Here is a 25,111-nt window from a genome sequence, read left to right on the forward strand (position 1 = left end):
CATATTTTCTTTTTTAAAACTAATAGGAGAAAAGTAATTATGCATAAGCAGAAAATAACGTCTTTAGCTCTAATAATTTGGTTCACATGTGCTTTCTTTTATTCCTTAGAATATTTTATTAGATCCTCAACAGGTGCTCTTTTAGATAATTTCATGCTCGCTCCATACGAATTAAATACAACATCTATAGCTTTATTTAGTTCAGCTTTTTATTGGAGCTATGTAGCATCACAAATTCCAGCAGGAATATTGGTTGATAAATTTGGTGTCAAGAAAGTAATGATAGTTAGTACATTTATTTTTTCTATTGCGATACTTATAGCATCAAAAGCAACAAACGTACACTCTCTTACTATATACAGAGCATTAGCGGGGTTTGGAGGAGGGTTTGCCTTTTTATGTACTCTAAAAACTATTTCCATATGGCTTCCAAATAGGGCTTTCCCTTTATTTACAGGCTTTACCCAATTGCTTTTATATATAGGTGCCACTCTTTCTGCAGCTCCCTTAGTTATCCTTGTTGGACATTATAGTATCTCTACAATTATGCAAGGAGTTTTTATAATTTCATTAATACTGCTGATGTTTAGTATTTTTGTAATCAAAATTCACCCTGACTTTAACAAACAAAATAAAAAAGATAGACCTGAGGTTAATGTCTTAAAAAATCTAACTGAAATATTAAAGAATAAACAAATTTGGTTGAACGGCTTATATTGCTTCACTATCTATGGCACAACAGTCTTATTTGCTGATCTATGGGGAATAAGATACTTACAGCTATCAGGATTTTCAGAAGTTAGCGCTGGACTATGTACATCAATGATATTTATTGGTGTTGCAATATTCAGTCCTATATGGGGAGTTGTAGCAACCATATTTAATGGAGAAAGAAGATTTTTAATTATAGCTCCAATATTTGGTTTATTTATAGTTGTTACCCTTTTATACCTAAACTCTAATCCTTACATTGCTTATGCTCTGTGTATTTTGTTTGGCGGTGTACAAGCTGTACATGTTTTAAACTATTCTGCTCTTAGAAATACAGTTTCTCCTACACAAATAGCTACAGGTTTAGCTTTAGTTAATTTATTCCTACCATTAAGTGGAGGAGTTTTACAACCAATAACAGGAGCTATTATTGGACACTTAAAACAAACGAATGATCCTCTTTATGCTTTCCAAGTAACTATGCTTTTTGTACCAGCTCTTATGGTATTATCTTTTATAATAGGTTTATTAATAAAAGATAAAGTAAAAGATTAGTTATTACTCCCAAACATAGCCTTTAGGGATATCACAAGATGCACCTTTTTGGTGTAAATTCAAAGAAGCTCCTTTTGTAATCGGACAGCTACAAATAGCATATTTATTATCTGATCCCTCTTCATATTTACATGGTTGAGCCATACAACCTGCAACATCTATATTATTACATTGAGTTCCGCCTTTAGGGCCAGCCGCAGCATAGGCTTCATTCATCCCAAAACCATAAGTTGAAATTAAATCTGCTCCAGGTATAAATGAAACATCATCATCTTTACTATTTTGTGCTGCTATATACTTACAAACAGGGGCTTCTACTCCTTCACACTTACCACTACCATCTGGTAAGCAAGTCGATAGATTTTTACATTTTGAACCATCTTCACCACAAACTTTCACAGTCTCATAATAGACACCTAGATTCATAATGCCATCTATATTTACATAATTATGACCTTTAAAAACCTTACATCTACAGTTAGCTGTTTTACCATCTTCACTCACCTTACAAGGCAGGCTAGGATTATCTAAATTTGATCCTGTAGGATATGGAGGTCCTGAAAAATGGCAATTTGCGTAAGTTGCCTCTTCACAATACAACTGTTTTGTTTGACTATCTACGCCTCCTCCTGACCAAGCGGAACCATGTTCTGTAGGCCAACAGTTTGTACGACAAAAGGGCGTATTGCTACAAGTATCACCACAAAAAGGTTTTTCACTTAGGCAAAGCGCTCCTGACTTAAATGTTGGACAACTAAGCTCTTTTGTTTCTGAAAATGCACTAGTCAAAAAAAAGATCGTAAAAAGAAGGAAAATTATTTTTCTCATAACTAAATAACACAATTATCATTTAATTTTGATTTTATCACGAGATTTATTTTTTAGTTAGTGCACGCTGCACATAGACCATTCACTTCTGTAAATGCTTGCCTTGGATGAAAATTCTTAATTGAATCATTGATATTAAAAAAATCTATATCTTCTTTTATATGAACTTCATTTACTTTTTTACAGCTATCACAAATAAACAAGATGATATGATTTGTTGTATGTCTATCCTTACAAGCAATATATGAGTTTAAAGACATTATTTTATGAATAAACCCCTGCTCAACCCAAAAATCTATCGCCCTATAAATTGTTGGTGGACTTAGCTTATGATTTTCTGTAGATAACTCTTCTAAAATGTCATATGCACCCATTGGATTAGATCTAGATAATAGTAATTCTAGCACTTGCTTTCTTGGCTTTGTGAAGCGAAATTTATTTTCATCACAAAAGTTTTTAGCAACTTTAATAAATGACATTCATATAACTTATTTTAAGTTCTCAACAATAACATTATATCCTATAAAAGAAGAGCAATATAAATAAAACCCTAAAATTTATCTATTCTTAACCATACTGAACTGTTACAATATAACACTATAAAATATTATTCTTTTTAATACATTATGAAAAAAATATTAATTGGCTTTTTATCTCTAATAAGCATGATTAGCATTGCTAATGCAAAAATAAGTGTTATAGCTGCAGAAAACCAATATGGTAGTGTTGCCGAAATGATTGGTGGAGATAAAGTAGATGTCACAAGCATTATAACCAATGCTGATGGTGACCCTCACTCTTTTGTAGCATCTGTAAAAAATGCAACTCTATTAGAAAATGCCGACGTTATCATATATAACGGTGCAGACTATGATACATGGATAAACTCAATTGTAAAAAATAATAAAAAAGCTAAGATTGTGGCTGCTCAAGATTTACTTAATTATATATCCACAGATAAGTATGGTATAAACCCTCACTTATGGTATCAGCCAGAAACATTCCCTAAGATGGCTGAAAAACTCACAAATGTTTTTTCTTCTCTAGATCCAGAAAATAGTGAGTACTTCAGAAATAATCTTGAAAATTTTCAACAACAGTATAATGGTGTATATAGTCTTGTAGATGAAATAAAAGAAAAATATAAAGATACTCCTGTAACAGCTACAGAACCTTTATTTGGGTACATGGCAAATGCTCTTGGCTTAAACATGTATGGCTTAAACTTCCAATGGGTCATTATGAACGATTCTGAACCAAGCCCAAGATTAATGATTGAGTATCAAGAATTATTCAACAATAATATTGTCAAAGTATTATTTTACAACGAACAAGTAACCGATAACATTACTAAAAACATATTAAGTTTAGCGAAGAAAAACAATATCCAAATAGTAGGTCTGACAGAAACTATGCCTACAGATAAAAATGCTATCAGCTGGATGATTGATACATTAAACAAAACAAAAGAAGCCTTAGAAAAAACTCAAAATAACCAATAGTAGATTTATGATAAAATGCTCTAATCTTGTTATAGGGTATAAAAACGATCCTATAAGTTACCCTCTAAACTTGAATATACCTGCTAATAAGTGGATTGGTATAGTTGGGAAAAATGGTGTTGGTAAATCAACCTTATTTAAAACTCTTTTAGGAAAAATCCCTCCTATATCTGGTGAAATTCTAATTAATGAAAAAAAGCAGATAGACACAAATTTAATTAGCTACATCCCCCAAGAAAGGGAAATAAACCATGAAGAGAAAACTTCTGGTTTAACGCTTATTAAATACAGTTATAAAGCAAATTGTTTTGGCTTACCTTGGTTTAACAAGAACTTTAAAGAGAAACTTGAATACCTCATAAAACTAACACAAACAGGTGAATATATAAAAAGACCTTTTAAAGAGCTCTCTGGAGGACAAAAGAAACGTATCTATTTAGTTCAAGCTCTTATAAATGATCCTAAAATATTACTGTTAGATGAGCCATTATCTGATCTTGACCCTGAAGCTAAGCAACAGTTCATTGCTTGCTTAAAAGAAGTTCATGAAAAAGAAAATATCACTCTATTAATGATTTCGCATGATATGAAAGAGATTAGTGATCAACTTGATGCTTTCATACATTTCAAAAATAAAACATGCCATTATTGTGATGAGTTTCCTTGCTTACAGGAGGATATCTGTGTTTAGTTATACTTTTATGCAATATGCTTTTATTGCCGGAACCATTATTGCTTTTATTTGCGGAATTATTAGCTTTTTTGTAATAATCCGTAGATTATCTTTTGCCTCTCATGCATTAGGTCATATAAGCCTTACAGGAGCAGCTGGCGCGGTTCTTATTAACATTTCTGCTATGACAGGCCAGTTATTTATCAACCTCATAGCTGGGCTATTAATGGGTGCTTTTGGAGATAAGATAAAAAAGAATGATATCGCAATAGGTATAGTACTCACATTCTTTCTTGGACTAGGTACATACTTCTTATTTTTATACCAAACCGGTTACTCTGGCTCTGTTATGAGCATCTTAGTAGGAAATATTTTAACCGTTACACTTGAGCAAATATATATACTATTAGGACTAGCTATTTTTACTATTATCTTACTTATTTCTATTGCTAGACCACTATTTATATCATCACTTGATCCAGTGTTTGCGGAATCTAAAAATATCCCAAACAAGTTTCTATCAATACTTCTTTTTGTTGCTATCGCTATAACTGTATCAATGGCATGCCAAGTGGTGGGTATATTATTAGTTTTCTCTCTACTAATAGGTCCTGCAGCAATAGCTACTCAATGGGTAGATGGTTTTTACAAACCTATTATACTAAGCACAATTATATCTATTATATCTGTTTGGTCAGCCATAATAGCGGCTTACTATATTGATGTTCCTATAAGCTTCTTTATTACATCTATTATTTGTGGACTATACGTTATAAGTCTTGTTAAAAACAGGTTTTTCTAAACTGGGGCGTTGACTTATTAACTAACCTTATGCTTAAATTTGTATATTAGCAGGTTAATTTTAATTAACATGTATTACTTTGATAACTCTATAAAACCTATTAAAAAAAAGAGCCTTTTCATTCCTTAACGAGTCTTTCTTAATGCATTGATTAATGCTAATTAAGCTAAATTAATTTAATTATATATTTTTAATTTAGTTACATTCCATTTTTCTTTGCTTACAAATAAATGTTTTAAACATTTCACTTAAACTAAAAATAGTTTAATTTAAAAATTAAGAGAGCACATATATGAGTAGTTTTAGAAAACACCTCGAAAAATTAAAAGAAAAGAATAAACTAATAACTGTTTCTAAGAAATTGAATACGGATAATCAAATATCTGCGGGTATTTATAAAGCTTCAACAAAAGATAATGGCTATGCCACTTTATTTAATTCAGTAGAAAACTTTCCTGATTGGAGTGTTGCTGGAGGAGTTTTTGCAACAGATTCTCTACTTGCATTAGCCCTCAATACTAGAGAAGATAATTTACTTAATACTTATTTAGATATAAGTAATAAACCTATAAAGACTAATAGAGTAGATTCAAGTCCTGTTAAAGATGTAATAATGAAAAATGATGAGGTCAATTTATTAACTATTCCATTTTTAACATACTGTGAAGATGATGAAAACTCATACCATCACTCAGGCATTATTTTTACAAAAGATAATGATAATAATATCAATAAAGGAACTATAAAGAGAGTCGAAGTATTAGACTCTAATACTATGGGAATATACACCTCTCAATATAGTAATTTTTCTCGTTTAATATATGAAAATGAACGTAACAACAAAGATACCGAAGTTGCAATTGCTATAAGCGTTGATCCAGAAATATATATTACAAGTCAATTTCCCAATAAAAAAGGAGCTGGCTGCTTAGAGCTTGCAGGCGGAATAAAAGGAGAACCCGTAAACGTTATAAAGTGTGAAACTCTAGATTTATATGTGCCTGCAGACTCAGAGGTAATAATAGAAGGTGTAGTTACTAAAGATAGAGTGCTTCAAGGTAAGTGGGGAACAGAAAGAGCAAATTATGTTCTCTTAGAAAGCCAATATACTAATGACAATAGTTCTACGAAATTGGTAGGATATACTTTTAAAGTAAAAGCTATTACTCATAGGAAAAAACCTATTTATTTAGCAATGACAACTGCTTTTGGAGAAGCTGAAGATAGGTCTCTTTGCAAATATTTCACCACTATGGCTATACGTAATATAGTTATCACACAACTAAAGTGTAAAGATGATTTTGTTGCAGCTAATGTAATGCATGGAGAATATGCCGTCGTTTCAATAAAAAATGCAGATATGGATACGGCTAAGAGAATTATCCATGCTATAACAACTATACCTATTATAACCAAAGTTGTAGTTGTCGATGACGATATTGATATCTATAATTGTGATGAAGTGAATTGGGCTATAGTTACAAGAACAACAGCAAGCAAGGATGTGTTAATATATCCTTCTCCTTTAAACTTAATAACTATGGATAAGTGGGGAATTGATGCAACTACACCATGCAATGGACCAATTAAAGGTCAAAAAGAAGTGTTTAAACGCTCCTTGCCTAAAGATTTAGATAAAGTTGATTATATATAACAGTGTTGGACTTATTAATTATGGAACCTAAAAAAATTATTATTGCAATAACAGGAGCTAGTGGATACCAATACGGTGTAATCGCTCTAAAGTTATTGAAACAACATAATATTGAAACACATTTAATTCTTTCTAAAACATCTGAGCTTACTCGTTCAATGGAGACTGATTACACTCTAGATGAAGTAAAAGCATTAGCTACACATGTAAATCATGTAAATAACCTAGCATCATGTCTTTCTAGCGGATCATATAGACCTTCTGGCATGCTAATAGCTCCATGCTCTATGAAAACATTAGCAGAAATAGCAAATGGCATTGCTGATAATCTTATATCACGTACAGCAGATGTAATGTTAAAAGAAAGAAAACCCCTTATCCTTCTAGCAAGAGAAACTCCTTTAAGTTTGATTCATATAGAAAATATGAAAAAAGTAACTCTTGCTGGTGGCATTATTATGCCTCCGGTACCTTCTTTATATATAAAGCCTCAATCTATTGATGAACTTTTAGAATATACCGTTATTAGAGCTCTTGATCTGATGGGAATTAATTTAGACTCTAACAAAAGATGGAAAGGGAATGATCTAATAGATTAATATCTTTAAAAATAGTTGCTGCATATCTCTTTGTTAATAATTCTCTATAAAACTATCATATAGATATAAAGTCTAGTTTTTACTAGAAGTGAAAAAGGATTAATTATGTCAAAGCAGCAATCATTATCAAGCTTCATTCAATCTCTCGAAAAATCAAATTTATTAATTCGTATAAAAGAACCAAAACGAGTAGATCAAATTCCACAAATTATGGAGCAAAACCCTACTAAAGCTATATTTATTGAAAAAATAATTGATTCAGAATTTTCTGTTTTAACAAATGCCTACTCTAATCATGAGATGTATGCTCAAGCAATGGAGTGTGACAAAACTGAAGTCCCTATAAAATTAACAGAAAAATCAAAAGGCCGAATCAAACCTATAATTGTTGATGATGCCCCATGTAAGCAAGTCATTCTAAAAGGTGAGGATGTCGACTTAACTAAACTACCTCATTTTTTACATCATGACAGAGATGGTCATGCTTATACAAATGATAATTTATTTATAAGCAAAGATCCTAATACCGGTATTTATGACTGGGGTATTTACCGTTCAATGTTTCGTACAAAAAATGAAAAATCAGTAGATATGACTTGTACCTCTCACAGACAGAGGCTAAATGCTATGGCTGCTGCTGCAAAAGGGCAAAATCTAGAGGTTGCGATAGTAATTGGTGGTCCAACTTTAGATAAGCTTGCAGCTCTTTCTGGAGTACCCGTTGATACGGATGATTTTGAAGTATTAGGTAGCTTCTATGAAGCTCCTGCAAAATTAATCAAATGTGAGACTATTGATATACTAGTTCCTGCAAATGCAGAAATTGTTCTAGAATGTGAGCTGATGGCAACAGAAGGTCTAGTATATGATGAAGGTCCTTATGGAGAGTTCACTGGAACATATGGAGGTGGTTTAAAGCAAAACTACCGCTTGAAGGTAAAAGCAATGACATATGTGAAAAATGGAATATACCAACATGTAACAATCGGTGGATTACGACCATGGTATTCTGACAATATGTTACAACTACCAGCTATAGAAGCTGACATATACAATGGGTTAAAAGCCGCTAGTATAGATGTCAAAGAAGTCCGTTGCCCAAAAGGCGGTTTATCAAATATCGCATATGCAAAGATATCTCCTCGAGGTGCTGGTGATGCTAAACAAGCTTTAGGAATAATGCTAACTTGCTCAAAACAGTCTCTTCCTAAAATAGCTATGGTTTTTAGTGAAAATATTGATATTTGGGATGATGATGCTATTAATTCGGCTATGGCATTCTGCTATATGCCTGATAGAGATACTGTCATCATTAATGGCTGTAATACCATGACCGTTGATCCAAAGTCTAAACCAGCTGGAGTGGCCTCTAAAATAGGCTTAGATTGTACTATTCCTTATGGACCTGAATGGAATCATGATGAATTTGAAAAAAGCAGCTTAACAAATTTAGGTGAACCTCCTAAAGATATAAAAACCATGACAGAAGAAGAAATAACTATAGATATGGAGGCTTTTATTCGTGAAAAACCTAGAGCATGGTATGACATTTTAAAACATTACCATGGACAACCTTATCCTAATATTTATAGAGCATTTGGAAACTTAAGGAATAAACTAAATAGAGAAAATCAATCTCCTTGGTATCCATATAAATTTATGGATTAATTTATACCTAATATTTTTGCAATAACACTTTTAATATCTACAAAATCCATATGTTATACTGATTTTATTGTGTAAAGCTTTAAGGAAGTTTGATGGATAACGAACATATCAAACTAGCGGTAATAATAAAAGCTGATAAAAATAAAGTTAAGCATGCCCTTACAACTAAAAATGATATTCAAAAATGGAATACTTCTAACGTAAATCTACAAGACAATATTTTAAAGCTAAAATATTCAAATAATATAGAGTTTGATTGGGAAATCCATGAATCTAATGACGACATTATATGGAAATGTGTAAACGGCCCTAAAAATGCTAAAAATAAAGAAGCTATTTACTCACTAGAAGAGATAGATAATCAAACAAAAGTATCCCTAATTCATAATAATTGGGAACTTAATGATGATGAAATGAGCTTTTGTTTTGCTCGCTGGGGAGCTTTACTTTTTTCATTAAAAAATTACTTAGAATTTAATAAACCCAATCTTTTATTTTAAATAAAATGCAGATTATAAATGAATTAAATGGCTTTTGGATAGGTCCTTGGGGAAATAGACAAAATGTCAAAATGTTTATAGAGGTAACAGGTGATTGCTTAAATGGCTATTATCTACTCGATGGTGAAAAACATGCTTTCACTGGTCACATTATAATAAATAAAGATCATACTAAAATAGTCTTCGCTCTTCCTATGAGCCATGATTCTGGCGGGGTTTATAATCACAAGTCTAAAGAATTAGAGCTTTTCTGCGGAGACAGAAGATATATATACAAAAAAGCAAATAAGTATTTAAAAGGTTAAAAGTCCTTTTGCTATTTTAGACTGTAGCTTTGGAATTTTTGCTACTACATGAAGAATCATATTTAATAAATTTTTCCTGAAAAAATCTTTAGCTGTAAACATTTTTCTTGCTTCTTCAGTCGCTTTTATAATCTGCTTGCCTCTAGCATGTTGTTTTTTATTATAACCATCTAAGTTATTGCCTATAAGAGCCTCTGCCAACTCAAAAGCATCTTCTATCCCCAAATTCATTCCTCTACCACCAACAGGAGAATGCGTATGAGCTGCATCTCCACAAAGGATAATGTTACCTTTATAGTAGATTTCTGCCTGTCTAATAGATATTTTAAAACTACCTTCTCTATAAACTCTATCTACTGTTAAACCATATGGTAAGCGAGACAAATCTATTTCAGCATTTGAAACAGCTCTATATCTTTTTTCAGCCATCCTTATCATAAAAAACAGATTCTTACTTCTAGAAATAGTTGCTGTATTTATTTCATCACTTTCTTTTGTATAAAAATCCGCTATATGCCAAGTCTCAGGAAGGTCATATCCTACTTTTTTAACATCCATGCTTTGCATTACTTTACTTCTTGAGCCATCTGCACCCACTATATAGTCAAAAGTTTCTTCTTCACCACTAGCATATATAGCTGTGGCTGTATTATTAGAGTTTTGTTTTACACTAAGTAACTCCACACCATATTCAACTTTTCCACCAAACTCTTCAAATCTTTTCTCTATAAGAGCTTCTGTTCTATCTTGAGGTAATGAAATAATAAAATTGTATTCTGTGTTTGTCTTAGCTTTTTCTAGAGATATATCTAGAAGTAGTTTGTCATCATGAAAAATCTTAGCATGATTTATATGCACACCTTCTTTTATTACTTCATCGTGTATACCAATTAGTTTAAATTTTTCTAAAGTTGATGGAACTATACCCACTGCTCTAGAAAAATTTGAGATATTTTCTCTCTTATCTATAAGCTTAGAAACAACACCTTGTCTAGCTAACTCTGTTGCTAAAGAAAGTCCTGTAGGGCCTGCTCCAACTATCAATATTTTCATATTTAAATCCTTTATATAAAACACTTTGTCTCTCTATAATGTTATAATCTTTTATACAAAAAATTAATGAGGATTATTAATATATGAAAAAATTAGTCGTAATTACTGGAGCAAGTTCTGGATTTGGTAAGGCTACAGCTAAAAAACTAAGTGCATTAGGTCACCCATTGCTTTTATTAGCTAGAAGAGTCGAGCGCTTAGAAGAAATGAATCTACCAAACACGTTATGCGAAAAGGTTGATGTAACAGATTATGAGACTTTTAAGAAAGCTATATTAAAAGCTGAAGAAAAGTTTGGACCTGTCGACTGCTTAATAAATAATGCTGGTGTAATGCTTCTTGGAAATATATCTACACAAGACCCTAAAGAGTTTAAACAAATGTTAGATGTAAATGTCCAAGGTGTTTTAAATGGTATGCATATCGTTTTAGCTAGTATGATAAAGCGTAATACTGGAACAATAATAAACCTAAGCTCTATTGCTGGCCGTAAAACATTCCCTGATCATCCTGCTTATTGTGGAACTAAGTTTGCTGTACATGCTATTAGTGAAAACACTCGTGAAGAAGTAGCTGATAAAAATGTTCGTGTAATAACGATAGCTCCTGGTGCTGGAGATACAGAACTACTTAGTCATACTACATCTACAGAGATAAAAGATGGTTATGAAAACTGGAAAAAAGAAATGGGTGGTGTATTAAAAGCAGATGATGTAGCAGATGCTATATTATATGCTTATCAACAACCTCAAAATGTTTGTATCAGAGAAATAGTTATTGCTGCTACAAAGCAAAAAGCTTAAAGAATATTTCAGTTTTTCTTTTTTTTAAATCAGAATAATAAAATGGGTAAAAGTTTTAAGGATTTCTTACCCATCTTTGTCTTAAGTCTAAAGTAAATGGATACTCTTTATTTTTAGGCATCGCATGATATTTAAACTGCTTAGATCCACCATTTTTATTAACTATAACTCTTTTTGTTTCATTAGAGAAAGTAGCATTATCTGTAGCAGATACAATAGGATCATGATTAACTATATCTCCCTGAGAGTGGTTAAAATCCCAGTATCTATTAATCCTACGAGATTCAGCCTCATAAGAGTTAACAGGGAATGTATCATAACTTCTTCCACCCGGATGAGAGACAAAGTAATTAAATCCACCAATAGATCTATTATTCCATTTATCGATTATATCGAAAGTTAAAGGAGTATCTACACCTATAGTTGGATGTAATGCTGACCATGGCTGCCAAGCTTTATATCTTACGCCACTAATATACTCACCCTCAACATTTGTTCTTGTTAAAGGAATCTGAACGCCATTACAAGCTACTAGATATCTTTCTTCATCAAAGTTTTCTAGCTTCAACTGCAACCTTTCAATAGAGGAGTCTACATATCTAGCAGTTCCTTGAGAGCTAGATTCTTCACCTAATACATGCCATGGCTCTATAGCAGCTCTTATTTCACAATGAACATTATTTATAGTGGTCATACCATAAAGAGGGAATCTAAATTCAAAGAAAGGATTAAACCACTCTAGTTTAAACTCATAACCTTCATCATTTAAAAATTGTACGACCTCTTTTATATCTTCTTTTACATAATATTCTAATAAGAATCTATCATGTAATCTTGTTCCCCAACGCACTAGATTATGCTTATATGGTTTTTTCCAAAAACAAGATACTAACGCTCTAACTAGTAGCATTTGTAAAAGAGCCATCTGTGAATGAGGAGGCATGTCAAATGCTCTAAGTTCTAAAATACCTAGTCTTCCTGAACTACTATCTGGAGAATAAAGCTTATCTATACAAAACTCACTTCTATGAGTATTACCTGTAATATCAGTAAGCATATGCCTAAATAATCTATCTACCAACCAGAATGGAACTTCTTCATCTTCAGGTATTTGAGAAAATGCTATTTCTAGCTCGTATAAGTTCTCTAATCTCCCCTCATCAACTCTTGGTGCTTGAGAAGTAGGCCCAATAAATGCGCCACTGAACAAATAAGATAGACCAGGGTGATGCTGCCAGAAGGTTATTAAGCTTCTGAGTAGGTTAGGTCTTCTTAACAATGGTGAGTCACTTGGTTCTGCTGCACCAATTGTTACATGATTTCCTCCACCAGTACCAGTGTGTCGACCATCTATAGTAAACTTCTCTGTACCAAGCCTACATTGTCTAGCATCTTCATATAAACCTAAGATGTTATCACTTAGCTCTTTCCAAGAGTGTGCTGGCTGAATATTTACTTCTATAACACCTGGATCTGGAGTTACTTTTATTCTATCTGTTCTATTATCTTGAGGTGGTTCATAGCCTTCTATAATAACTGCCATATTTAATTTTTTAGCAGTTGTTTCAATAGATGCTATAAGGTCTAAAAACACCTCTGTATCTTTGATAGGAGGTAAGAAAATACAAAGTTTCTTATCTCTAATTTCTGTAGAGATTGCCGTTCTAACGAAAGCACTATAACTATTATGCGGTGTAGTCTTAGAGCTAATATCTTTTGCTCTCTGTTCAACTGGTGTTATATAGTCTCCAAGATTAGGATGTGACGCAAACAAATCTGTTTCAAAAGATTTCTCTATTTCCACATGTGGTTTAAGAGTCAACGAATCTAAAGGTAGTCTAAATCCTAAAGGAGAATTACCTGCTAATAAGAATAGGTTTCCTCTTCTAAATTCCCATTTAGAACTAATCCATTTTGTTTTTCCAAAATCTAGTGGTAGAGCATAACCAACTTCCTCACCTAAACCAAGGCTAAGTTTTTCAGCAATAGTACGTCTTTCTAAAGGATCTTTTAAATTATACTTCATTGGATCTACATCTATAGGAAGCTCTGCTTCTTTCATTATGTAGTAAATAGGATCTTCAAAAGCTGGAATTATATTTTTATCACTTACTCCTAAAACTAGAGAAAGAGTTGATAGAAACTTCTTAGCATCTGAAGCTTTATATGGATATGACTTATTCATATCTGCTAATAGATCAGGATCTTTCCATACTGGACTACCATCCTTTCTCCAATAAACTGTAGTTTGCCATCTAGGTATAGGCTCCCCAGGATACCATTTGCCTTGAGCGTGATGTAATAATCCACCATTAGTTGAAGATGCTAATAATTTTCTAGCTAATTTATTAGCCAACTCTCTTTTATGTGGGCCATCAGCAGCTGTATTCCATTGAGCTGACTCCATATCATCTATAGATACAAACGTTGGTTCTCCGCCCATAGTTAAACGAACATCATTTTCAACCAAATCTCTATCTACTTTGAAACCCAAATTATAAATACCTTCCCATTGTTCCTCAGTGTAAGGTTTTGTTACTCTTGGCGACTCAAAAATTCTTGTTACTTTATTTTCATAGAAGAATTCGGTTTCACACTTATCTGAAGCTCCCTCAATAGCATGTGCGCTATTATAGTGAGGAGTACAAGCTAGAGGAATATGTCCTTCACCAGCAAAAAGTCCACTAGTAGAATCTAAACCAATCCAGCCCGCTCCCGGCACATAAACTTCAGTCCAAGCATGTAGGTCAGTAAAGTCAGCTTCTGGTCCATTAGGACCATCTAACGACTCTACATCTGCTTTTAATTGCACTAAGTAGCCTGAAACAAATCTTGAAGCCAAGCCAAGATGTCTTAATACCTGTACAAACAACCAAGCAAAGTCTCTACAACTACCAAGTTTTTTGTCTAAAGTTTCTTTAGGGGTTTGCACACCTGGCTCAAGCCTAACAGTATAGTTAAGAGAGCTATAAACTTTTTGGTTAATATCTACTAAAAAGTCTATTATTGATTTTTTCGATGTATCTATTGATGCTACGAAGTCTTGTAACTCCTTAGAATCTTCTTCTTTTTCTAAATATGGTGCTAGCTCTTTTTTTAGATCTTTCTTATATTGGAAAGGATAATCTTTAGCTCCATCTTCTACGAAGAAATCAAAAGGGTTAATAGTAATCATGTCTGCTATAATTTCAACATCAATACTAAATTCATCAGTCTTCTCAGGAAAAACCAACCTAGCTAAATAGTTCCCAAAAGGATCTTGTTGCCAGTTAAGAAAATGGTTTTCTGGTTTGATTTTAAGTGAGTACGCCTCAATAGGAGTCCTACTATGAGGAGCAGGTCTTAACCTTATTATATGAGGAGATAACGCAACTTTTCTATCATACTTATATTGAGTCTTGTGAGAAATTACTACTTTTAAAGCCATAATAAACCTACCCGTTAGTTACTATTTATGATTAAAGTAAAATAGATAAAAGCTATCTACATGATTTAATGATACATAATTTTAATGGTTTTATAAAAAGGTAAAATTGATTTCAATTGAAAAAATTAACTAATCCATGCTTTTTATGTGTTTTTAGTATGTTTTTAAATGTTTTTGTGTGTTGAAGCTTTCATTTCTTTAACAAAAATACTTAATTTAGAAAGCATTTTTTCAGTATCGTCTATATTATCTTGTATTATTTTCACAGTTGCTGAGCCAGAAATAGCTCCAGATGCTCCTGCTTTAATAGCTTCTTTTACTTGTTCAGGTTTAGAAATACCAAATCCTAATATAGGCTTTGGAGCATTAAGCTCTTTTAATTTAGATAGCACTTCCTCTACTGGCATATTTGCTGCTGTTTCAGCTCCTGTAACACCAACTCTTGATAAAAGATAAGTATAACCACTACCGAACTTTGATATTTGCTCTAATAAATCTATAGAGGCATCTGGAGGAGCTATAAATATTTGCCTAATTCCAGTCTTATTCGCAACTTCTAAAAACGGTTTTGATTCATGTAAGGGTACATCAGCTATAAGTATTGAATCAACGCCAGCATCTATACATTTTTTATAAAAATTTTCTATGCCATTAGAATAAACCAGATTTGCGTACAGTAATAATCCTATTGGAATGTTTGGATATTTTCTTCTAATCTCTGCAATAATCTCAAAACAATCGCTTGGCGTTATGCGATTATTCAATGCTCTAATATTAGCTTCCTGTATAGTTGGTCCATCTGCCAAAGGGTCAGAAAATGGTATACCCAACTCTAAAGCATCCGCTCCAGAATTTACTAAAGTATCCATTATAGCTAAAGATAATTCTTTATTTGGATCTCCAACAGTTACAAATGGCACAAAAGCGCCTTCGTTTTTAGCTTCTAGACTATCAAAAAGTTTTTTATACCTATCCATTTATATAACTCCTTTTTGTTCTAGAATCTTATGTACTGTAAAAATATCTTTATCTCCTCGACCAGATAAGTTCACTATAATTACCTGTTCTTTTTCTGGATTCTCAAAAGCCATTTTTAATCCATACGATAAGGCATGAGCCGACTCTAGCGCAGGAAGAATTCCTTCTTTTTTACATAATAATTGAAATGCATCTAATGCCTCTTCATCAGTTATTGAAACATATTCAGCTCTACCAATGGAATTTAAATATGCATGCTGCGGTCCTACAGAAGGAAAGTCTAAACCAGCAGAAATAGAATAGGACTCTTCTATTTGTCCATCTTTATCTTGCATTAGTGGAGATTTCATTCCAAAAAATATTCCAACTCTACCATGTTTAAGAGGTGCTCCATGCTCGCCTGTTTCTATACCTTTACCAGCTGGTTCCACTCCTATTAATCTGACAGACTTCTCATCTATAAAGTCAGCAAACATTCCAATTGCATTTGAACCACCACCAACACATGCAATAACTGCATCAGGTAATCTATTTTCTTTTTTTAAAACTTGTTTCTTAGCTTCTTCACCTATCATTTTTTGAAATTCCCTAACAATTGTAGGGAAAGGGTGAGGCCCTGCAGCTGTACCTAATAAATAATGGGCATTATTATAGTTAGCAGACCAATCTCTTAAAGCCTCATTGCAAGCATCTTTTAGAGTTGCTGAACCAGAATGCACAGGGATAACTTCAGCACCCATTAGTTTCATTCTAAAAACATTTGGGCTTTGTCTTTCTACATCTTTAGCGCCCATGTAAACTCTACATTTTAGATCTAATAGGGCGCAAGCTATCGCTGTTGCAACACCATGCTGACCAGCACCAGTTTCAGCAATTATTTCTTTTTTACCCATTCTTTTAGCAAGTAGTGCCTGACCTAAAACTTGATTGGTTTTATGAGCCCCTCCATGTAGAAGATCTTCTCTTTTTAAGTAAAGCCTTGTCTTTGTTCCTTTAACTATATTTTTTGTCAATGTCAAAGGGGTTGGACGCCCTGCATACTCTTGAAGTAACTCCGTAAATTGTTTTTTAAAGTCCTCATCATCCTGAGACTTTATAAACTCTTGCTCTAACTGCTCTAAAGCTGGCACTAATATTTGTGGTACAAATTGACCTCCAAACTCGCCAAAATAAGGATTTAACTTTCCCATTACAAAACCTTTTTTAAATTATCTAATTCTCATATAACTTGAGTATTAATTTTATATCTAAATAAACCAATTAAAAACTGTATTAACAAATAAACACAACTTCTTTTAAAGTAAAGAGGGCTATTTTTAAGCTTTAATTATCTCCAAACTTGCACAAAGTTCCCAAAACGTTCTTTTAACAGGAGAAGTTAAAGCTCCTCTTCTCATAACTATTCCTATTGATAACTCTGGTAACCCATCGGCTTTGATTACATTGACAAATTTAGATAAATGACTATGTTTGAGTACCACTTCGGGTAATATAGAAATACCTATCCCTGCTGATACTAGTGACAATATAGCTTCATTGCCATCAACATCACTATATATTTCTGGTGTTATGTTTTGCTTTAAAAACCACTTATCTAAATTACTGTTACCAATATAGTGTGCTGGTCTAATAAAAGGCAAATCATTAACAGCTTGTTTTAAATTCTTTATTTTATTTGACGCAGGAGCTATCATCACCATTTTTGTAGATACCACTTCCTTAACACAAAAATTATTTGGGATGTCTTTTGAAAGAATTGCAATAATAGCATCTGCCGTATCTTCCTCTAACTGACTTGTACAGTTTTTTATTGATCCAGTAGTCAGCTGAATTTTTATTCCAGGGTAACTGATGTGTAATTTTCGAATAATATCAGGTAAAACCACATATGATGCAGTTACTGTACAATACAAACGAATATCTCCAGTTATTTGGCCTTTTTCAGGATGTAATATACAGCTCAGATCCTCATATTTTTGCAATACTTCTTTAGCAAATTCATAGTAGATTTTACCAGCATCCGTTAATCTAATATTTCGATTATCTCTTTCAAAAAGTATTGTCCCGAGCTCTTGCTCAATTCTTTGAATAAGGCGAGTTAACGCAGAAGGAGTTAAAAAACATTTTTCACTCGCTTTTCCAAAATGCAAAGTTTCTGCCAATATTTTAAATGATAGCAACTCTCTTTTATCAATCATGTCGACCATAATATTGCACAATATGCAATATATGATTGCAAATATTTCACTTTATTTCAAATAGTAATCTATGTAAAAATACGCTTAATTCAATTCAATTTAATTAATAAAAACGAAATATCGGAGAATATTATGAAAATTCAAAGCAAAATTTTTGAAGTTAAAGAATACAATTTAGGCGGACATAACGAAACTATCGTTGCAGGCGGTCGTCATTTATTTGAAAAATTACCTGAAGCGTTTGAAGGTATTAAACAAATTGGTGTAATTGGCTGGGGATCTCAAGGACCTGCTCAAGCACAAAATTTACGTGACTCTTTAGATGGAATGGGTATTAAAGTTAAAGTTGGTCTACGTGCTGGTTCAAGCTCAGAGAAAGAAGCGGAAGCTGCTGGTTTCACTAAAGCAAATGGAACTCTTGGGGAAATGTTTGAAGTATTAAGAGAGTCAGATATGGCTATCATATTAATTTCAGATGCTGCTCAAGCTAAGCTTTACGATAAAATCTTTACAGCTGTTAAGCCTGGTGCAACTTTAGGTTTCTCTCATGGTTTCTTAATCGGTTTCGTTGAAAGCATTAATTATAAAATCAGAGATGATATAAACATTATTGCAATGTGTCCTAAAGGTATGGGGCCTTCTGTTCGTCGTTTATATGAACAAGGTAAAACAGTAAATGGTGCTGGTATCAACAGTAGTATTGGTGTTTACCAAGATGTTAATGGTAAAGCAACTGAGCAAGCTCTAGCATGGGCTATAGCTTGTGGGGCTCCATTCGTTTTCCCAACAACTATGGAAATGGAATATCGTTCAGATATCTTTGGTGAAAGAGGTGTTTTACTAGGTGGTGTACACGGAATTATCGAAGTTCTTTATCGCTACTTTACAGAAAATGGTATGGATAAAGAAGAAGCTTTTCGTCGCACAGCTGAAGCTATCACTGGACCTATATCTAAAATCATATCAACTCAAGGTATGAAAAAAGTTTATGACAGCTTAGAAACAGCTGAAGATAAACAAAAGTTTGAAAATGCTTATAACGCTGCATACACTCCTTTATTTGACATCCTAATAGAGTGTTATGAAGATGTTGAAAGCGGTAACGAGATTCGTTCAGTTGTAATGGCTGGTGCTCGTCATGATCGTTTACCTATGGGTAAAATTGATAAAACTGAGCTATGGAAAGTTGGTGAAAAAGTAAGAGCAGAACGTGCTAATCATAAAACTCCTATCGATCCCATTACAGCAGGTGTTTACATCGCTTGTATTATGACTCAGTCTGATGTTTTAGCTCAAAAAGGTCATGCTTATTCTGAAATCGTAAATGAATCTATTATCGAAGCGGTTGATTCATTAAACCCATATATGCACTACAAAGGCGTTGCTTTTATGGTTGATAACTGTTCAACAACAGCTAGACTTGGTTCTCGTAAATGGGCACCTAGATTTGACTATAACTTAATGCAACAAGCTATCCCATGTATTAATAAAAAAGCTGGTGCTGGCGCTCCTTTTGAAAAATTTGCTAATCACCCAGTACATGCGGCTTTAGCTGTATGTTCAACATTACGTCCATCAGTTGACATAAGTGTTGTAGGATAATTTTCTCAACAATTCACTATCTTCTTTTAACATTATTCATTAACTATTGTACCATCTCTTTCGACAATAATAGTTTGTGGTTGATCATTAGAAAATTCTTCACTTGTATACTCAGTATTATTCTCACCAAAGTATTGCATAATATGATTTACGGCAGGTAAAGATACTGTAGAAATACACATATAAATTACAAATTTTAGAAACTTGCTAATTGGAAACAAATTCTTAATATATCCAATAACTATTAGATATATAATTGTCGCCACTAAAAAAGCTATAACATAATTAATCATATAAATATTTACTCAAACTTAATAGTCTCTAATAATTCCAAAAACTTCTTTTAGCTTTCTTTCATCTTTTTCACCAGGCTTAGATTCCACACCAGAGTTTATATCTAACGCAGAGCATTCTAGTTTTATAGCCTCTGCTATATTTTTAGAGCTTAGCCCTCCAGCTAAAACAATATTGTTTTTATCCTTTATTAAGTCCCAATCAAAGCTTTTTCCAGAACCTCCAACTTGATCACCAACTTTAGTATCTAAAACATGATAATCAACATTTTCTAGAAACTCAGGTTGATATTTATCTACACCATAAGCTTTCCATATTTGACAATTTTTATGAATTTTGGATCTTAGTTTATCTATATATTCTTGTGATTCATTGCCGTGCAACTGAATAGCACTTAGCTTTAAACCATAAGAATAATCAACAACCTTATCCAAATCCTCATCCTTAAAAACCCCAACATAATTCAACTTTATATTCTTAACTATAGATTTTGCCATGTCAAAATTCACATATCTTGGAGAGCTCTCTACAAAAATCAATCCTCCGTATACAGCTCCAGCATTATATGCTTTTTGGGCGTTATCTATAGAAGTGAGGCCACAAACTTTATTAAAACCATAAACTATTTTTCTAATTGCTAGCTCAAGATTCTTCTCTGCCATTAAAGAGCTTCCTATTAAAAAGCCGTTTGCATACTCTCTTAAGTCTCTAACTTGCTGATTTTTATATATTCCTGATTCGGATATAACTATTGTATCTTTAGGAATCTTTGGTGCTAATAATTTAGTTGTATTAAGATCTACAGTTAAGTCTCTCAAATTACGGTTATTTATACCCATAACTCTAGCTTTCAACTTAATAGCTCTTTGCAACTCATCTTCGTTGCTTACTTCTGTAAGTATTCCCATGTTTAATTTACGAGCAACTCTTGCAAGACCCTTATATTCTTCATCAGTAAGAACTGAAAGCATAAGTAAAACAGCATCTGCTTGATAGTATCTAGCTAGGTAAACTTGATATTCATCTATAAAAAAATCTTTACAAAGAATAGGTTGTTCTACCAAGTTTTTTACTATGCCTATATTTGCAAAACTTCCCATAAAAAACTCTTCATCTGTTAGCACAGATATCGCATTAGCATAGTTTTTATATACTGATGCTATCTCTTTTAAATCAAATTTCTTACGTATAAGACCTTTAGAAGGAGAACCTTTTTTACACTCTAAAATAAATACTGCTTTGTCAGAAGTTAAAGCGCCATAGAAATCTTTATTAGTTTTTTTTACTTCACTTTTAAAAATTTCTAATGGGAACTTCCTTTTTTTCTCAAAAACCCATTTTTTCTTTGCTTCAACTATTTTAGCTAAAATCGTTTCCATATATTCAAATAAATAAAAATAACTTATGGGAATATTTTAAAGCAAAATACTTTGAATGTTTAATTTATATATTCTATTTTATCCTAAATTAACCATCCTCTGGATACAGCTATATTAATTTGCTCAACGATATAATCCCAAAGCTTAGGAGCTATTTCTTTTAACCCTTCGTTTCTTTTTAAAACTTTCTCTTTTGGAATCTCTCCATAGGCTGTCCAACTACCACCATTATTTTGCATATTTTGAAACAGGGGTACAACTCGCTCTATAGCTTTAGAAAACTTTGCTTCTGCTGTTTTATTTTCTTCAAACTCTAGCCAAAGATTTTTATATTTTTTAGCATCTTTATTTGGTAAAAGTGAAAATATCTTTTCTAATGCATCTAGTTCTTTAGCATTTTGTTCTGCCAATATAGCATGGCTATCAAATGCAAAAGTATCTCCAGCATATATTTCTACAATATCGTGAATTAGTAACATTTTCATGACTTTTGTTATATCTATATTTTCATTAGCATAATCTTGTAAAATCACAGCCATTAAAGTTACTTGCCAACTATGCTCGGCCGTGTTTTCTCTACGATTATTATCGCATTTTATTAATGCTCTACGATATATACTTTTTAGCTTATCTGTCTCTTCTATAAAACTTATTTTCTTTTGTAAATCTGTCATTAAACCCCTTTAATTATAGTTAATAGCTACAGCTATAATCATCATAATAGTACTAAGAAGCATAAGATATAAATAAAATTTAAAAATAAACTTTAACCATTTTCCATAAGGTATTTTAGCTATACCTAGTACAGCCATTAATAATGCGGAAGTTGGCATTAAACAATGAGTCCATCCATCTCCTAACTGAAAAGCCAATACTGCAATCTGTCTACTTATACCATTTAAATCAGCTAATGGTGACATAATTGGCATTGTTAAAGCTGCTTGACCAGAACCTGATGTTACAAAAAAATTAAAAATTGCCTGAAATAAAAACATAAAAATGGCAGAAAAATACTCATTCATACCACTTACAGCATTAGCAGAATAATGAAGTATTGTGTTTAGCATTGTATAATCAGTAGGGTTTGAGCCTCCCATTAATATAACTAAACCATACGCCATCCCAACCACTATACATGCTGGCAGAAGATCTTTTGCTCCTTCTTTAAAAGCTTCTGCTGCTGTATTCACAGTCATATAATTAACTTCTCCTAAAATAGCTAAAACTGTTGCTATCAAACCCAATATAAAAAACAAGGTGGCTATTTCAGGAATATAATACCCAAGCTCAACAACACCATAAACTAACCAAAACATGCCTCCTACTAATGTAAGAAGAATTAGCCAAGAATATATATTCATATTATAATTAGGATTGAGTTTATGATCTGATGAGTCTCTAAAATAATTATCAGTTTCATATACACTAGAAAGCTTAGGATTTTTTTGAATTTTAATTCCATAATATAGTGAATAAGCCATTATAGAGGCTGTAAATATCATCCACATAACTATTCTAAACACACTTCCCGAAAGTACTGGTATATCTGCTATACCCTGAGCTATAGCTATAGAGAAAGGATTCATCCAAGAAGTAGCAAAACCTACTTGTGTAGATAAATATGTAACTAAAACACAAGTAATAGCATCGTAACCTATTAGTACAAAAATAGGAGTTAATAAAATTATAAAAGGAATAGTTTCTTCTCCCATTCCAAAAACAGCTCCGCCTAAAGAAAAGAAAAAACTAAGAACAGGTAGCAGTAAAATTTTATTATCTTTTAACTTATTAATAGCTTTTAAAATAGCGTTGTCTATAACACCTGTCTTTAAAATTATTCCAAAAGACCCCCCTATAATAAGTAAGAAAGCTATTATACTTATAGCTCCTCCCGTATGAGAGCCTGCTGTTAAGCCATTGTAAATAAAATTTGTAAATCCATGAGAGTCATTATCTCCCGTAGCAAATATCTTTATAGGACTTGTTTCTGGTTTACTATTTCCATCTAACTTAAACTGAAAACTATCTGCTATAAGAACTTTCTTAGTTAAAGTACTCCCATCTGAGATATAAGATATTTGCTTAACATCAAACTTTCCAACAGGTACAAGATAACTAGCAACAACAACCATTAAAGCCAGAAAAAAAATAATTACCAAAGCGTCAGGCATTTTTATAGTTTTATTAAGCATATATGAATGAGTAAATAAAAAGATTAGTAATTAAAGATTAGCAATTTTTTATAACTTAAAAAACATTTTTAGAATCTTTGTTAAACTTTGTTTTTATTTTGCCAATGACAAAATATTTCTTTAATCATTGCATTCTATACTTCGATAACCGCCTTCTAAAAAACTTTTTATAAAAAATGGACATGAAAGCAAACAATACCATAATACATATTATGCAGATAACTATAGAAAATGCCATCAAACCTTTTGTTTCACTTATTTTTGCGACTATGTAAGAACAAATAAAAGCTGTCATCGACTGAAAAAATCCTACAGCTCCTGCTGCAGTGCCAGATATATCTTCAAAAAGTGTTATTGCTGAAGACATACCTATCGGTATTAAAAAACCATTTGCAACAATTATAAAACTAAATGGTATTATTACCTCTATTGCATAGATAGGCTTCGTAAAGAGTCCTATTATAAGTAAACTAAACGCTCCAATAAAAAATATTATTATCCCAATTATTAAACTTCTTTTTTTACCTATGCTTCCTACACTATATTTAGAGGCAAAACTTCCAATAAAATAGGCTATTGTTGTAGGAAAATAAAACATGCTAATTTCTTTAGAGCTATAACCCATACTCTTAAATAGAAATGGAGAGTATGCTAAATATGCATAATACGCCCCAAAACCCAAAAAAGATAAAGCTGCAAAATTAAGAAACTTTTTTGATGTAAGAAGTCTTTTATAGTTTTTAGTTATTTTTTTAAATCCGCTTCTTGAGCTTTTACTTGGCTGTTTATTTTCTAAAAAAATTATTGTTATTGTACACAATAAAACTCCCAGTATTACTAAAACTAAAAAAGAACTTCTCCATCCATAACTCTCATGAAGATATCCTCCTATAACTGGAGAAATAGCGGGTGAAACTCCCATAAAAGGATAAATTAAAGCTAACTTGTTATGAGCATTCTTTATTCCGTAACTATCTATAACCATAGGTTGCCATAATGTCATAGCAGCACAAGCTCCTATAGCTTGAATAAACCTACTAATTAATAAAAAAGTAATAGTATTACTTGTATAACAACCTATACTTCCAAGTATAAATATAAGCAGTCCTGCGCTTAATATTCTATATCTACCAAAATTATCAGATAAAGGTCCATAAATTAACTGACCTACAGCAAGCCCAAACATAAATAGACTTATTGTTAATTCAACTAAACTATTTGTTGTTACAAGATTATGTTTTATCGTTGGCATTGATGGCAGATAAATATCTGAAGTTATTATTGCCAATGTTGCTAATATAGCTAAATAAGTTAGAAAAACTTTAGAATAATTATTAATTACTATCTTCCTCATCTTATTCCCTTATATTTATTATTTAGAAAATAGT

Annotated in this window: 23 protein-coding genes; 11 read left to right on the forward strand and 12 right to left on the reverse strand. The window is 32.3% G+C overall.

The annotated features are described in order from the left end of the window. The first annotated feature begins 39 nt into the window (after positions 1-39). Positions 40-1,266 (forward strand): MFS transporter, encoded by a 1,227-nt coding sequence (locus DNK87_RS08465; RefSeq protein ID WP_119331127.1) that lies wholly within the window; start codon positions 40-42, stop codon positions 1,264-1,266. A gap of 3 nt (positions 1,267-1,269) precedes the next feature. Here the strand turns inward: DNK87_RS08465 and DNK87_RS08470 are convergent, their stop codons facing one another. Then, complete coding sequence (locus tag DNK87_RS08470) at positions 1,270-2,094, reverse strand: hypothetical protein (RefSeq protein WP_119331128.1); 825 nt, start codon at positions 2,092-2,094, stop codon at positions 1,270-1,272. 53 nt (positions 2,095-2,147) lie between these two features. Then, on the reverse strand, positions 2,148-2,573 hold the full coding sequence (locus DNK87_RS08475) for a Fur family transcriptional regulator (RefSeq protein ID WP_071663444.1): 426 nt from the start codon (positions 2,571-2,573) through the stop codon (positions 2,148-2,150). A gap of 186 nt (positions 2,574-2,759) precedes the next feature. Here DNK87_RS08475 and DNK87_RS08480 point away from each other — a divergent pair, with 186 nt between their 5' ends. The 8 genes from DNK87_RS08480 to DNK87_RS08515 all read left to right on the forward strand — a co-directional run bounded on the left by DNK87_RS08480 (position 2,760) and on the right by DNK87_RS08515 (position 9,797). Next, positions 2,760-3,596, forward strand: a complete 837-nt coding sequence (locus tag DNK87_RS08480; protein WP_342212435.1) for a metal ABC transporter solute-binding protein, Zn/Mn family — start codon at positions 2,760-2,762, stop codon at positions 3,594-3,596. Positions 3,597-3,603: 7 nt separating this feature from the next. Then, positions 3,604-4,287, forward strand: a complete 684-nt coding sequence (locus DNK87_RS08485; RefSeq protein ID WP_119331130.1) for an ATP-binding cassette domain-containing protein — start codon at positions 3,604-3,606, stop codon at positions 4,285-4,287. Next, the gene (locus DNK87_RS08490; protein WP_162523394.1) at positions 4,208-5,071 is read left to right on the forward strand and encodes a metal ABC transporter permease; all 864 of its coding nucleotides are present in this window, start codon (positions 4,208-4,210) and stop codon (positions 5,069-5,071) included. The genes DNK87_RS08485 and DNK87_RS08490 overlap by 80 nt, the downstream gene beginning before the upstream one ends. 292 nt (positions 5,072-5,363) lie before the next feature. Further along, on the forward strand, positions 5,364-6,725 hold the full coding sequence (locus DNK87_RS08495; RefSeq protein WP_119331131.1) for a UbiD family decarboxylase: 1,362 nt from the start codon (positions 5,364-5,366) through the stop codon (positions 6,723-6,725). A 20-nt stretch (positions 6,726-6,745) separates the two neighbouring features. Then, positions 6,746-7,324, forward strand: a complete 579-nt coding sequence (locus DNK87_RS08500; RefSeq protein ID WP_119331132.1) for a UbiX family flavin prenyltransferase — start codon at positions 6,746-6,748, stop codon at positions 7,322-7,324. A gap of 105 nt (positions 7,325-7,429) precedes the next feature. Further along, the gene (locus tag DNK87_RS08505) at positions 7,430-8,992 is read left to right on the forward strand and encodes a UbiD family decarboxylase (RefSeq protein WP_119331133.1); all 1,563 of its coding nucleotides are present in this window, start codon (positions 7,430-7,432) and stop codon (positions 8,990-8,992) included. Positions 8,993-9,084: 92 nt separating this feature from the next. Further along, positions 9,085-9,492, forward strand: a complete 408-nt coding sequence (locus DNK87_RS08510; protein ID WP_119331134.1) for an SRPBCC domain-containing protein — start codon at positions 9,085-9,087, stop codon at positions 9,490-9,492. A 5-nt stretch (positions 9,493-9,497) separates the two neighbouring features. Continuing rightward, positions 9,498-9,797 (forward strand): hypothetical protein, encoded by a 300-nt coding sequence (locus tag DNK87_RS08515; RefSeq protein WP_119331135.1) that lies wholly within the window; start codon positions 9,498-9,500, stop codon positions 9,795-9,797. Here the strand turns inward: DNK87_RS08515 and DNK87_RS08520 are convergent. Then, entirely contained in the window at positions 9,786-10,850 is a 1,065-nt protein-coding gene (locus DNK87_RS08520; RefSeq protein ID WP_119331136.1) for an FAD-dependent oxidoreductase, read from the reverse strand. The genes DNK87_RS08515 and DNK87_RS08520 overlap by 12 nt on opposite strands. Positions 10,851-10,933: 83 nt before the next feature. On the opposite strand from DNK87_RS08520, the gene DNK87_RS08525 reads away from it, so the two are divergent. Next, a complete protein-coding gene (locus tag DNK87_RS08525; RefSeq protein WP_119331137.1) occupies positions 10,934-11,653 on the forward strand; it encodes an SDR family oxidoreductase in 720 nt (239 codons plus the stop codon). Positions 11,654-11,708: 55 nt separating this feature from the next. On the opposite strand, the gene DNK87_RS08530 is transcribed toward DNK87_RS08525, so the two are convergent. The 4 genes from DNK87_RS08530 to ilvY all read right to left on the reverse strand — a co-directional run bounded on the left by DNK87_RS08530 (position 11,709) and on the right by ilvY (position 18,256). Further along, positions 11,709-15,080, reverse strand: a complete 3,372-nt coding sequence (locus tag DNK87_RS08530) for a transglutaminase family protein (RefSeq protein WP_119331138.1) — start codon at positions 15,078-15,080, stop codon at positions 11,709-11,711. Positions 15,081-15,244: 164 nt separating this feature from the next. Beyond that, the gene (gene trpA, locus DNK87_RS08535) at positions 15,245-16,057 is read right to left on the reverse strand and encodes a tryptophan synthase subunit alpha (RefSeq protein WP_119331139.1); all 813 of its coding nucleotides are present in this window, start codon (positions 16,055-16,057) and stop codon (positions 15,245-15,247) included. Then, the gene (gene trpB, locus DNK87_RS08540; RefSeq protein WP_119331140.1) at positions 16,058-17,248 is read right to left on the reverse strand and encodes a tryptophan synthase subunit beta; all 1,191 of its coding nucleotides are present in this window, start codon (positions 17,246-17,248) and stop codon (positions 16,058-16,060) included. Between the two features lie 126 nt (positions 17,249-17,374). Further along, positions 17,375-18,256, reverse strand: a complete 882-nt coding sequence (ilvY, locus tag DNK87_RS08545; protein WP_159240254.1) for an HTH-type transcriptional activator IlvY — start codon at positions 18,254-18,256, stop codon at positions 17,375-17,377. Between the two features lie 132 nt (positions 18,257-18,388). On the opposite strand from ilvY, the gene DNK87_RS08550 reads away from it, so the two are divergent. After that, positions 18,389-19,858 carry a ketol-acid reductoisomerase gene (locus DNK87_RS08550; protein ID WP_211360962.1) on the forward strand — a complete coding sequence of 490 codons (1,470 nt, stop codon included), beginning with the start codon at positions 18,389-18,391 and terminating at the stop codon, positions 19,856-19,858. 32 nt (positions 19,859-19,890) lie between these two features. On the opposite strand, the gene DNK87_RS08555 is transcribed toward DNK87_RS08550, so the two are convergent. From DNK87_RS08555 to DNK87_RS08575, 5 genes are all read right to left on the reverse strand, one after another. Beyond that, positions 19,891-20,151 carry a hypothetical protein gene (locus DNK87_RS08555; protein ID WP_119331143.1) on the reverse strand — a complete coding sequence of 87 codons (261 nt, stop codon included), beginning with the start codon at positions 20,149-20,151 and terminating at the stop codon, positions 19,891-19,893. Positions 20,152-20,169: 18 nt separating this feature from the next. Beyond that, positions 20,170-21,531 (reverse strand): bifunctional indole-3-glycerol-phosphate synthase TrpC/phosphoribosylanthranilate isomerase TrpF, encoded by a 1,362-nt coding sequence (trpCF, locus tag DNK87_RS08560; protein WP_119331144.1) that lies wholly within the window; start codon positions 21,529-21,531, stop codon positions 20,170-20,172. Positions 21,532-21,614: 83 nt separating this feature from the next. Further along, positions 21,615-22,205 carry an HD domain-containing protein gene (locus DNK87_RS08565; protein WP_119331145.1) on the reverse strand — a complete coding sequence of 197 codons (591 nt, stop codon included), beginning with the start codon at positions 22,203-22,205 and terminating at the stop codon, positions 21,615-21,617. 9 nt (positions 22,206-22,214) lie between these two features. Continuing rightward, on the reverse strand, positions 22,215-23,723 hold the full coding sequence (gene yfcC / locus DNK87_RS08570) for a putative basic amino acid antiporter YfcC (RefSeq protein WP_119331146.1): 1,509 nt from the start codon (positions 23,721-23,723) through the stop codon (positions 22,215-22,217). 124 nt (positions 23,724-23,847) lie between these two features. Further along, positions 23,848-25,077, reverse strand: a complete 1,230-nt coding sequence (locus DNK87_RS08575; RefSeq protein ID WP_119331147.1) for a Bcr/CflA family efflux MFS transporter — start codon at positions 25,075-25,077, stop codon at positions 23,848-23,850. Positions 25,078-25,111 lie beyond the last annotated feature (34 nt).

The sequence above is a fragment of the Pseudofrancisella aestuarii genome, assembly GCF_003574475.2.
In the GTDB taxonomy this organism is placed as follows: Bacteria; Pseudomonadota; Gammaproteobacteria; order Francisellales; family Francisellaceae; genus Francisella; species Francisella aestuarii.